This is a genomic window from Janthinobacterium sp. PSPC1-1, assembly GCF_049897625.1.
GTDB classification, from domain to species: Bacteria; Pseudomonadota; Gammaproteobacteria; order Burkholderiales; family Burkholderiaceae_D; genus Janthinobacterium; species Janthinobacterium tructae.
In genome coordinates, this window is the sequence record NZ_JAFCWP010000004.1 from 125,726 (window position 1) to 137,647 (window position 11,922).

The 11,922-nt window shown below is 59.8% G+C and carries 11 protein-coding genes; 10 read left to right on the top strand and 1 reads right to left on the bottom strand.

Going from position 1 to position 11,922, the window contains the following annotated elements; translation table 11 throughout:
• Positions 1-26: 26 nt before the first annotated feature.
• Positions 27-839, bottom strand: a complete 813-nt coding sequence (gene map / locus ACP7EG_RS14520) for a type I methionyl aminopeptidase (protein ID WP_096238442.1) — start codon at positions 837-839, stop codon at positions 27-29.
• A 390-nt stretch (positions 840-1,229) separates the two neighbouring features.
• Here map and rpsB point away from each other — a divergent pair, with 390 nt between their 5' ends.
• The 10 genes from rpsB (at position 1,230) to ACP7EG_RS14570 (ending at position 11,896) form a co-directional block, all read left to right on the top strand.
• Positions 1,230-1,982, top strand: a complete 753-nt coding sequence (gene rpsB / locus ACP7EG_RS14525; protein WP_071077760.1) for a 30S ribosomal protein S2 — start codon at positions 1,230-1,232, stop codon at positions 1,980-1,982.
• A 158-nt stretch (positions 1,983-2,140) separates the two neighbouring features.
• Entirely contained in the window at positions 2,141-3,052 is a 912-nt protein-coding gene (tsf, locus tag ACP7EG_RS14530) for a translation elongation factor Ts (protein ID WP_010397617.1), read from the top strand.
• 147 nt (positions 3,053-3,199) lie between these two features.
• On the top strand, positions 3,200-3,916 hold the full coding sequence (pyrH, locus tag ACP7EG_RS14535; RefSeq protein ID WP_071077758.1) for a UMP kinase: 717 nt from the start codon (positions 3,200-3,202) through the stop codon (positions 3,914-3,916).
• 178 nt (positions 3,917-4,094) lie between these two features.
• Positions 4,095-4,655: a ribosome recycling factor gene (frr, locus tag ACP7EG_RS14540; RefSeq protein ID WP_071077757.1), complete on the top strand. Its 561-nt coding sequence runs from the start codon at positions 4,095-4,097 to the stop codon at positions 4,653-4,655.
• A 99-nt stretch (positions 4,656-4,754) separates the two neighbouring features.
• The gene (uppS, locus tag ACP7EG_RS14545) at positions 4,755-5,522 is read left to right on the top strand and encodes a polyprenyl diphosphate synthase (protein ID WP_096235111.1); all 768 of its coding nucleotides are present in this window, start codon (positions 4,755-4,757) and stop codon (positions 5,520-5,522) included.
• On the top strand, positions 5,522-6,355 hold the full coding sequence (locus tag ACP7EG_RS14550; protein ID WP_426088157.1) for a phosphatidate cytidylyltransferase: 834 nt from the start codon (positions 5,522-5,524) through the stop codon (positions 6,353-6,355). The genes uppS and ACP7EG_RS14550 overlap by 1 nt, the downstream gene beginning before the upstream one ends.
• An 8-nt stretch (positions 6,356-6,363) precedes the next feature.
• Positions 6,364-7,548: a 1-deoxy-D-xylulose-5-phosphate reductoisomerase gene (gene ispC / locus ACP7EG_RS14555; RefSeq protein ID WP_426088158.1), complete on the top strand. Its 1,185-nt coding sequence runs from the start codon at positions 6,364-6,366 to the stop codon at positions 7,546-7,548.
• Complete coding sequence (rseP, locus tag ACP7EG_RS14560) at positions 7,545-8,906, top strand: RIP metalloprotease RseP (RefSeq protein WP_426088159.1); 1,362 nt, start codon at positions 7,545-7,547, stop codon at positions 8,904-8,906. The genes ispC and rseP overlap by 4 nt, the downstream gene beginning before the upstream one ends.
• 83 nt (positions 8,907-8,989) lie before the next feature.
• Positions 8,990-11,326: an outer membrane protein assembly factor BamA gene (gene bamA / locus ACP7EG_RS14565; RefSeq protein WP_426088160.1), complete on the top strand. Its 2,337-nt coding sequence runs from the start codon at positions 8,990-8,992 to the stop codon at positions 11,324-11,326.
• Positions 11,327-11,377: 51 nt separating this feature from the next.
• Positions 11,378-11,896: an OmpH family outer membrane protein gene (locus tag ACP7EG_RS14570; protein ID WP_071077751.1), complete on the top strand. Its 519-nt coding sequence runs from the start codon at positions 11,378-11,380 to the stop codon at positions 11,894-11,896.
• The last annotated feature ends 26 nt before the right edge of the window (positions 11,897-11,922 follow it).

The following is an 11,922-nucleotide window of genomic DNA, read 5'->3' on the forward strand; positions in this document are numbered from 1 at the left end:
GGGTGGCGGTGCGTGGGATGGAAGAATCAGGCTTTGTTCAGGATCAAGGCGGGCGGTGGCGGCATGCCGGGCGAGACGGTCAGCACTTCATAGCCCGTTTCCGTCACCAGCACCGTGTGTTCCCATTGCGCCGACAGGCTGCGGTCCTTGGTTTTGATGGTCCAGCCATCGTTCATTTCGCGGATCTCGCGGCGGCCCGAGTTGATCATCGGTTCGACGGTGAAGATCATGCCCGCTTCCAGGCGTTCCAGGGTGCCTGGTTTGCCGTAATGCAACACTTGCGGCTCTTCATGGAAGACCTTGCCGATGCCGTGGCCGCAGAATTCGCGCACCACGCTGTAGCCGGCTTTTTCCGCATGTTGCTGGATGGCGTGGCCGATATCGCCCAGGTGGGCGCCCGGTTTGATCTGGTCGATTCCCAGCCACATGCATTCATAGGTGATTTCCGACAGGCGCTTGGCCAGGATGGTGGGCGTGCCAACCAAGAACATGCGGCTGTTGTCGCCGTGGTAGCCATCCTTGATGACGGTGATGTCGAGGTTGACGGAGTCGCCGCTCTTGAGGACCTTGTCGCCGGGAATGCCATGGCAGATGACGTCGTTGACGGAGGTGCAGATGGCCTTCGGGTAAGGCGTGTAGCCTGGCGGGCAGTAGTTCAGCGGGGCAGGGATGGTGCCTTGCACGTTGACCATGTATTCATGGCACAGGCGGTCCAGTTCGCCGGTCGTGACGCCGACCTTGACGAAGGGTGTGATGTAATCGAGTACTTCGGCGCCGAGCTTGCCGGCAACGCGCATGCCTTCGATGTCGGCGGCGCTATTGATACGGATGGTGGACATGGTGTGATTCGCAATCTGCAAGATGTTCGGGTGAAAAGCACAGACGAACCTCAGCGTAGGAGGAAACGTCTGCAAATATGTCGAAATTATAAACGAGGCGCCCTGCATCCGCCGCCTCCATCCTATGGCAGGCAGGCGATTTTTGCGGGAAAGGCCATGGCGGATACGCCTTGCACCAGTGTGGTGCAAGGCTTGCCGTCGCTGCGCGCGCGATTTGCGTCGTGGACTTGATGGAATGGGCATTTCGGTGTAGAATCCCGGGTTGCTTGAATTCTCTTTTGAGCAATGCAGTAAAACAGTGTCTTTAATTTATATAAACACGCGAATCCGGTCGACAAGGGTGCCTGTATGGTGACTGATCGGATTCCAGACCCAACCCTGGAGTTAATAATGTCCGTAACAATGCGCGAAATGCTGGAAGCCGGTGTCCACTTTGGTCACCAAACCCGTTTTTGGAATCCAAAAATGGCACCGTTCATCTTCGGCCATCGCAACAAGATCCACATCATCAACCTGGAAAAAACCATGGCGATGTACCAGGACGCAATGAAGCACGTGCGTCAACTGGCTGCAAACCGTGGCACCATCCTGATGGTTGGCACCAAGCGTCAAGCTCGCGAAATCATCGCTGCTGAAGCACAACGCGCTGGCGTGCCTTTCGTTGATCAACGTTGGTTGGGCGGCATGCTGACCAACTTCAAAACGATCAAAACCTCGATCAAGCGTCTGAAAGACATGGAAGTCATGGTTGAAGACGGTTCGATCGAGAAGCTGTCGAAAAAAGAAGCGCTGATGTTCTCCCGCGAAATGATCAAGCTGCAAAAATCGATCGGCGGCATCAAGGACATGGGCGGCATTCCTGACGCAATCTTCGTCGTCGACGTCGGCTACCACAAAGGTGCGATCACCGAAGCAGCTAAACTGGGTATCCCGGTCATCGGCGTTGTCGATACCAACCACTCCCCAGAAGGCGTGAACTTCGTGATCCCAGGTAACGATGACTCCTCGAAAGCCATCATGTTGTACGCTCGCGGTGTTGCTGATGCAATCATCGAAGGCCGTGCAGCTGCCGGTAACGAAGTTGTTGAAATGGTTAAAGCAGCCGCTGGCGACGAATTCGTCGAAGTGAACGAACAGGCTTAATGGCCAGGCTATCGCGAGATAGCCGTTTGTAAGCACAGCAGTAAGGGAAAAGGGGTGGCAGCAGCTCCCCCTTTTTTTTAACAAAAAAACGATAGTGACCGCTGGCGAGGCAGATCTGCCCGGCCGCGACTGTCGACTCACCGAATCAGGAGAAACACATGGCAGCGATTACAGCAGCGATGGTAGGCGAATTGCGCGGCAAAACCGACGCACCAATGATGGAATGCAAAAAAGCACTGACCGAAGCCGAAGGCGACATGGCGCGTGCGGAAGAGATCCTGCGCGTCAAACTGGGCGGCAAGGCATCGAAAGCATCGGCACGCATCACCGCTGAAGGCGTCGTGGCAACCTACATCGCCAATGGCGTAGGCGCCCTGGTCGAAGTGAACTCGGAAACCGACTTCGTTGCGAAAAACGACGATTTCCTGGCGCTGGCCAACAACGCTGCCCGTCTGGTAGCAGAGCACAACCCGGCTGACGTCGCTGCCCTGCTGGCCCTGCCACTCGATGGCAAGACCCTGGACGAAGTGCGCGCTGCCCTGATCGGCAAAATCGGCGAAAACATGACCATCCGCCGCTTCCAGCGTTTCGAAACCAGCAACAAGCTGGCGTCGTACCTGCACGGTGCGCGCATTGGCGTGATCGTCGAATTCGACGGCGCCGATGAGCAAGTCGGCAAAGACGTGGCCATGCACATCGCTGCCATGAAGCCAGTGTCGCTGTCGTCGAACGAAGTTCCTGCGGAACTGATCGAAAAAGAGCGTTCGGTTGCCCAACTGAAAGCCGAAGAAGACGCAGTCAAAGCGGCCGCCGAAGGCAAGCCAGCGCAATCGCCGGAAATCCTGGCCAAGCGCCTGGAAGGTTCCGTACAGAAGTTCCTGAAAGAAGTATCGCTGCTGAACCAGGCTTTCGTGAAAAACGACAAGCTGTCGGTTGAGCAAATGCTGAAGGCGGCTAACACCAGCGTCAAAGGTTTTGCCATGTACGTGGTAGGCGAAGGCATCGAGAAGAAGCAAGACGACTTCGCAGCAGAAGTCGCAGCACAGATGGCTGCCTCCCAGGGAGCGTAAGTAAAGCGGGCCGAGAGGCCCGTTTTTTTGGCCCGCCCGCACCCGTCGTGCCGGGCGGCGGCATGGGCAGCCCCGCGCGCCTATCCGGCGCTGCAAGGCGCTGCGCCATGTCATACTCGAATAACCTCATTTATGGAGCCCCAGCTCATGTCAAAACCAGCCTACAAGCGCGTCCTCCTCAAGTTGTCCGGCGAAGCCCTGATGGGCGATGATCCCTACGGCATCAACCGCGCCACGATCGAGCGCATGGTGGCCGATGTGGCCGAGGTGGCGAAATTGGGTGTGGAACTGGCAATCGTGATTGGCGGCGGCAATATCTTCCGTGGCGTCGCGCCTGGCGCGCAAGGCATGGACCGTGCCACCGCCGACTACATGGGCATGCTTGCCACCGTGATGAATGCACTGGCCCTGGCCGATGCCATGCGTCATGTCGGCATCGTCGCACGCGTCATGTCGGCCATCGGCATCGAGCAAGTTGTCGAGCCGTACGTCCGTCCGAAAGCCCTGCAATACCTGGAAGAAGGCAAAGTGGTGGTCTTCGCCGCCGGTACCGGCAATCCGTTCTTCACCACCGACACGGCAGCCGCCCTGCGCGGTTCCGAGATCAGTGCCGAGATCGTCCTGAAGGCCACCAAGGTCGACGGCGTCTATACGGCCGATCCGAAGAAGGATCCGAATGCCACCCTGTTCCACACGATTACGTTCGACGACGCCATCGCCAAGCACCTGCAAGTGATGGATGCCACCGCATTCGCCCTGTGCCGCGACCAGAAACTGCCAATCAAGGTGTTTTCGATCACCAAGCCAGGCGCGCTGATGCGCGTCATCATGGGCGAGGATGAGGGCACGCTGGTTCACGTATAAGGGAAGCGGAGCGCCGAGAAACCGTCCATGGCTGCGTTGCAGCGCCTCGCCGTACATTCGTACTGTCTTCGGCGCTGCGCCTTGCCCTGAACGGTTTTCGGCACTCCCGACTGCGCGAACATTTACACTGCAGTGAATAATTGTAATACCCATTTATTATCAAGATATAGGAGGGCGTATGTCCTTAGCTGACGTTAAAAAGAACACCCAGGAACGCATGACGAAGTCGCTGGAAACACTGCGGGCCGACCTGGCCAAAGTGCGTACCGGCCGCGCCCATACGGGTATCCTGGACCACGTGATGGTCGATTACTACGGCTCGCCGACGGCGCTGACCCAGGTGGCCAACGTGACGCTGATCGACGCGCGCACCATCGGTGTGCAGCCGTACGAAAAGAAGATGGCCTCGACCGTTGAAAAAGCCATCCGCGACGCCGACCTGGGCTTGAACCCATCGGCACAGGGCGACATGATCCGCGTCCCGACGCCGCCGCTGACGGAAGAGCGCCGCAAGGAAATGGTCAAGCTGGTCAAGACCGAAGCGGAAGACGCGAAGATTGCCGTGCGTAACATTCGCCGCGATGCGAACGAGTCGCTGAAGAAACTGGTCAAGGAAAAAGCCTGCTCCGAGGACGATGAGCGCCGCTCGTCGGAAGAAGTGCAGAAACTGACGGACAAGTTTATTGCCGACATCGACAAGATGGTGGTCGACAAAGAAAAAGAAGTGCTGACGGTCTAGTTTTCAGTCCTTTTGACGCTGCCCGGGAAAGCATGGCTTTTCCGGGCAGTGCTATTTGGCGCATAATAGTTATCTTTTATTTTTGGTATTCGTGTTTTCATGATCTATTCGAGTTCGACAACGGCAGTACCTGAGGTGGGCACTGTGCCGCGCCATGTGGCAATCATTATGGATGGCAATGGCCGCTGGGCAACCAAACGCTTCCTGCCGCGCGTGGCTGGCCACGTCAAGGGCGCTGACGCCGTGCGCGGCGTCGTCGAGACCTGCCTCGAACGGGGCGTCGAATATCTGACCCTGTTTGCCTTCAGTTCGGAAAACTGGCGCCGCCCGGAAGAAGAGGTGTCGATGCTGATGCGCCTGTTCGTCACCATGCTGGAACGCGAAGTGGTCAAGATGCATGCCAACGACATCCGCCTGAAAGTGGTGGGCGACCTGTCGCGCTTCAACGAGCAGCTGCAAACCCTGATCGCCAATGCCGAGCGCAAGACGGCGCGCAATACGCGCCTGACGGTGACGATCTGTGCCAATTATGGCGGGCGCTGGGACATCATGCAGGCAGTTAACAAAATGACGGCCGAGGCCACCACCAACGGCCAGCCTGCCGGGCAGGCTTACACGGAAGAGCAATTGGCGCCGCACCTGGCCATGGCCTATGCGCCCGAGCCTGACCTGTTCATCCGCACGGGCGGCGAGCAGCGCATTTCCAATTTCCTGCTGTGGCAACTGGCGTACACTGAGCTGTTTTTCACCGAGACTTTCTGGCCCGACTTCAATGACGAGTGCCTCGACGCGGCAATCGCGTCTTACCAGCAGCGCGAACGGCGCTTTGGCCGTACCAGCGCGCAATTAACTGAAAAGACAAACTGATGCTGAAAACACGGATAATCACCGCCCTGGTCCTCTTGGCGGTCTTGCTGCCGGTTCTGTATCTGAATTATTTCCCCGCCTTCGCCGTGATCGCCACGGCGTTCTTCGGCGCCGCGGTCTGGGAAAGCTTCCGCATTTTCAAAAATCGCCAGGCGCTCCTGATTGCCGCCGTCTGGACTGCCGCCTTCGCGTATACGTTTTTTGTCGGTAACGGCATGGCGCAGCTCAATTTCTGGTTCGCCCTGTGCGTGGCCATCTGGCTGATCCGCTTCGTGCCCTCGCTGGCGACGGGCTTGCCGCCCACCGAAGGCCTGGGCAATACCTTGCTCAGCCTGGTGTATCCGGTGACCATCGTCGGCTGCTTCGTCGCCATCATCGCCTTGTTCCTGCATAGCCCCCTGTACCTGCTGTCCGTCATGGCCCTGGTGTGGATCGCCGATATCGGCGCCTACTTCTCGGGCAAGGCATTCGGCAAGCGCAAGCTGGCACCCAGCATTTCCCCAGGAAAATCATGGGAAGGCGCCATCGGCGGCGGGATCGCCGTGCTGCTCATCGCTGCCATCACCATCGTCGCCGCGCCATCGCTGCCGGTGCTGCAAGACACCTTCGCCGTGCAGCTGCAATTGCGCCGCGGCTGGCTGGTGGCCTTGCTGGTGCTGCTGCTGGTCGTCGCGGCCAGCATCGTCGGCGACCTGTTTGAATCCCAATTGAAGCGCCGCGCCGGCATCAAGGACAGCAGCAACCTGCTGCCTGGCCATGGCGGTGTACTCGACCGTATCGACGCACTGATCCCGGTCCTGCCATTTGCCGCCCTCGTGGCCAGCTGGCTTTAAGGAAACTCATGCAATACATCACCATCCTTGGCGCGACCGGTTCGATCGGCGTGTCCACCCTGGACGTGCTCGCGCGTCATCCCGAGCAATACAGCGTGTATGCGCTGAGCGCGCATAGCCGCGTAGCCGAACTGGCCGCGCAGTGCCTGCAGTTCCGTCCGCAGCGCGCCGTCGTCGGTACGGCAGACGCCGCCCTTGAACTGACGCGTTTGCTGCGCGGGCAGGGCGTCGCTACGCAGGTCGAGTACGGCGTGGAAGCCCTGTGCGCCATCGCCAGCGCACCGCAGGTGACGGGTGTGATGGCGGCCATCGTCGGCGCGGCCGGTCTGGCGCCCACCCTGGCGGCGGCACGCGCCGGCAAGAAAGTATTGTTGGCCAATAAAGAGGCGCTGGTCATGTCCGGCCAGCTGTTCATCGATGCCGTGCACGATAACGGTGCCGTGCTGCTGCCCATCGACAGCGAGCATAACGCCATCTTTCAATGTCTGCCGCACGCGCATGGCCGCGCGCCAGGCGCCGCGGGTGTGGCGAAAATCGTGCTGACGGCTTCCGGCGGCCCCTTCCTCACGCGCGACGTCGAGACGCTCGACGCGGTCACGCCGGACCAGGCGTGCAAGCATCCGACCTGGGCCATGGGACGCAAGATTTCCGTCGATTCGGCCACCATGATGAACAAGGGTCTGGAAGTGATCGAAGCGCACTGGCTGTTCGGCGCACCGGCCGAGCAGATCGAGGTGCTGATCCATCCGCAAAGCGTGATCCATTCGATGGTGTCGTATATCGACGGTTCCGTGCTGGCCCAGCTGGGCAACCCGGACATGCGCACGCCGATCGCGCATGCGCTGGCCTATCCGCAGCGTATCAACTCTGGCGTGGCGCAGCTGGACCTGGCGCAAGTGGCCACCCTGCAATTCGAACGTCCCGATTTCCGCCGTTTCCCCTGCCTGGCGCTGGCGTTCGACGCCCTGCGCGCGGGCGGTACGGCGCCGGCCCTGCTGAACGCGGCCAATGAAGTGGCCGTGCAAGCCTTCCTCGACGAGCAGATCGGCTTCCGCCAGATCGACAGAGTCATCGCGCACGTGATCGAGACGGTACCGCATGGCGCCGCCTCGAGCATCGAGGCCGTGATGGAGCAGGACCGCCTGGCCAGAGCTGCCGCGCACGCGTATATCGCCCAAAGGCTGGCTGCATGACGCTCATTACCACCTTGCTGGCTTTTATCGTCGCGCTCGGTTCACTGATTACCCTGCACGAGCTGGGCCACTATCTGGTGGCGCGCTGGTGCGGCGTGAAAGTGCTGCGCTTCTCGATCGGCATGGGAAAAGTGGTGTATTCGCGCAAGTTTGGCAAGGACCAGACGGAATGGGCGATTTCCGCGTTGCCGCTGGGCGGCTATGTGAGCATGCTCGACAGCCGCGCGCAAGACCTCAGCGACTTGCCGGAAAGCGAATTGCGCCGCGAATTCACGCGCCAGAGCGTGTGGCGCCGTATCGCCATCGTGGCCGCCGGCCCGCTGGCCAATTTCCTCGTCGCCATCGTACTGTACGCGGGCCTGTTCATGCATGGCATCGAAGAGCCGTCGAGCAAGCTCGGTCCCGTGGCCGAGCAAACGGCCGCCTACGCGGCCGGCTTGCGCAGCGGCGATACGGTTGAAACGGTGAATGGCAAGGCCGTGGCCAGCTGGTCCGAGCTGCGCTGGGAACTGATCCAGGCCACCCTCGACAAGCAGCCGGCGCGCATCGAAGTGCACCGTCCCGACCGTGGCCAGCAGGAAGCGACCTTGCCGACGGCCAGCCTGACGGAGACGGACCTGGAAGGCGACGTGCTGGGCAAGCTGGGCCTGACCCTGGCCCGTTCCGCGCCGACCCTGATGGAAATCATGCCCGGTGGCGCCGCCGCGCGCGCCGGCCTGCAGAAAAACGACCAGATCCTGGCCATCGACGAGCAGCCCGTGCACGACGTGGCGGCCGTCATCGCCACCCTGAGCCAGGCGCCGGGCCGGACCTTGCAATTGCAACTCCTGCGCCAGGGCCAGGACCTGACCTTGCCCATTACGCCGGAGGCCGTGCCGGGTGCGGGGGCAGAGGGAGCTGTAACAGTTGGTAAGATCCAGGCAAAGCTGGGGCAGGTGCCGGATATGATCAGCGTGGCCTCCGGACCGTTCTCTGCCGTGGGCAAGGCGTCCACCAAGGTCTGGGACACCAGTGTCATGAGCCTGAAAATGCTGGGTAAGATGGTTACCGGCCAGGTCTCGCTGAAGAATGTGACGGGACCCATTACCATCGCCGATTACGCGGGCCAGACGGCGCGCACCGGCCTGGTAAGCTACCTGAGCTTCATCGCCTTCATCAGTATCAGTCTGGGCGTGATGAATTTGCTACCCATTCCTGTTCTGGATGGCGGGCATTTGCTGTATTATTCGCTGGAAGTTTTGACCGGACGCCCCTTGCCGGAGCGCGTAGGCGAGATTGCCCAGCGCCTGGGGATCGGTTTGTTGCTGACCTTGATGGTGCTTGCCGTCTTTAATGACGTGTTGCGATTGCTGAATTAGGGCGGTGGTTGATGCCATTGCGTGAGTCGCACAAGCAATCTTTTGTGTATGTTGTCCATTGATTTACCCATTGAATAACCCCAATGAAATTACATTCTGCTCGTTTTGCCTTGCCTTCCTTTCGTCGCAGCCTGATCGGCGCCGCCGTCATGGCCTTCTGTGCCGGCCATGCGCTGGCCGTCCAGCCATTTACTGTCAAGGACATCCGGGTCGAAGGGATCCAGCGTACTGAAGCGGGTACTGTTTTCAGCTACCTGCCGGTGCGCGTCGGCGAAACGTTCTCCGACGAGAAGAGTATCGCCGCCATCAAAGCCCTGTACGCGACGGGGTTTTTCAAGGACGTGCGCCTGGAAGTCGATGGCGACGTGCTGGTGGTGCTGGTCGAGGAGCGCCCGGCCATCGCTGCCGTGGAATTCACGGGCACCAAGGAATTTGAAAAAGATGTGCTGGTCAAGGCATTGAAGGAAATCGGCGTCGGCGAAGCGAAAATTTTCGACAAGGCATCGGTCGACCGCGCGGAGCAGGAGCTCAAGCGCCAGTATCTGTCGCATGGCCTGTACGGCGTGAAGATCACCACCACCGTCACGCCGATCGAGCGCAACCGCGTCAACGTGGTGTTCGCCGTCGACGAGGGCGACGTGGCCCGCATCAAGCAGATCAACATCGTCGGCAACAAGGCCTTCACGGACAAGGAACTGCGCGAACAGCTGGCCCTGAACACGGGCGGCTGGTTCAGCTGGTACACCAAGGCCGACCAGTATTCAAAGACCAAGCTGACGGGCGACATCGAGTCGCTGAAGTCCTACTACCTGGACCGTGGCTATATCGAGATGCAGGTCGACTCCACGCAAGTGTCGATCACGCCCGATAAAAAAGACATTTACCTGACGATCAATATCACCGAAGGTGAAAAGTACAAGATCGCCGGCACCAAGTTCGAAGGCGAGATGTTCGGCCGCGAAGAAGAGCTGAAATCCCTGAACCTGATGCGCGAAGGCGAGATTTACTCGGGCGCGCGCCTGACGGCCACGAACAAGCGCATCCAGGACCGCCTGGCCACGTTCGGCTATGCCTTTGCCAACGTCAATGCCAATCCGGAAATCAACCGCGACAAGCATGAAGTGGGTTTTACTTTCTTCATCGATCCGGGCAAGCGCGTGTACGTGCGCCACATGAATATTGCCGGCAACACCACCACGCGCGATGAAGTCATCCGCCGCGAATTCCGCCAGTTCGAATCGTCCTGGTACGACAGCAACAAGATCAAACTGTCGCGCGACCGGGTCGACCGCCTCGGCTACTTCAAGGACGTGACCATCGACACGCCGGAAGCGCAGGGCACGACCGACCAGGTCGACGTCAACGTGACGGTGGTGGAAAAACCAACGGGTAACTTCCTGATCGGCGGCGCCTTCTCGCAATCGGAAAAATTCACCCTGTCGGCATCGATTTCGCAGGCCAACTTCGCCGGTAGCGGCAACACGGTCGGCATTGAACTCAATACCAGCCATTACAGCCGCACCATCGCGTTTTCGCAAACCAATCCGTACTTCACGGACGATGGCATTTCGCGCAGCTTTGAAGTTTACCTGCGTACGACGGAACCGCCGGCGCTGAACATCGGCAGCTACAAGATCAAGCAAACCGGTGGTCGCGTCAGTTTCGGCGTGCCATTCTCGGAAGTCGACACCGTCTTCTTCGGCATCGGCGCCGAGCGCTCGCGCATCGAAACCGACATCACCAGCCCGGTCCGCTTCAAGCAGTACGTGAAAGACAATGGTGGCCCGTCCGACGGTATCGGTTCGGCTACCACCAATTCCATCCCGTTGACGGCGGCATGGCAGCGCGACAGCCGCGACAGCGCCCTGACGCCATCGATCGGTCGCTACCAGCGCGTCAACCTGGAGGCTGACCTGATCGGCGACCAGAAGTACTTCCGTGCCATCTATGAACACCAGTATTTCCGTCCGCTGTTCAGCAAGGTCACCCTGGCGCTGAAAGGCGAGCTCGATTACGGCCACGGCATTGGCAATCACGTGTATCCGGTCTTCAAGAACTTCTACGGTGGCGGCATCGGTTCGGTGCGCGGCTACCTGAGTTCCTCGCTGGGCGCGGTCGAACCGAGCACCAACGATGCACTGGGCGGCGCTTCGCGCCTGATCGCTAACGCCGAGCTGCAGATGCCATTCCCCGGTTCGGGCAATGACCGCAGCTTGCGCTGGTTCGGTTTCCTTGACGGCGGCCAGGTCTACCAGGAAGGCGAAAAAATGCGGATCTCGCAATTGCGCTATTCTGCTGGCTTGGGCATCAGCTGGATTTCACCGGTGGGCCCGCTCAAGCTGAGCTATGCCAAACCGCTGAACGCCAAGCCGACGGACCGCCTGGAGCGCTTCCAGTTCCAGATGGGCACCGGTTTTTAACCGGCCATCTGAACCGGGGCGACAGCTTTTACCTTTTGACCATGGAGTATCATGAACACCGCATCCGCTACCCTGCCCAAGTCCCTTGCCGTGATCGCATTGTGCTGGAGTTCGCTGTTGCCGGTGCAGGCGCAGGCTCAGGAGTCGAAGATCGCCTGGATCAGCAGCGAACGTATTTATAACGAATCGAGGCTGGCCAAAGCGGCCAGCGCCAAGCTGGCCGAAGAGTTCCGCTCGCGCGAAAAAGCCGTGCAGGAACTGGGCAGCCGCTTCAAGGTGGCCAACGAAGCCCTGGAAAAGGACATGCCCACCCTGAGCGAGGCCGAGCGCGCCAAGCGCCAGCGCGAGTTCTTCGAGCTGGACAAGGAGCTGCAACGCCGCCAGCGCGAATTTCGCGAAGACCTGAGCCAGCGCACGAACGAAGAGCGCAGCGCCATCGCGGAAAAAGCCAACACCATCATCCAGCAGATGGCGCATATCGAAGGATATGACATCGTGCTGCAGGAAGCCCTGTGGGCCAGCCCGCGCATCGACATTACCGACAAGGTCTTGAAGGCGCTGGACAAGTAATAGTAACGGTTTCAAGCCTGACAGTG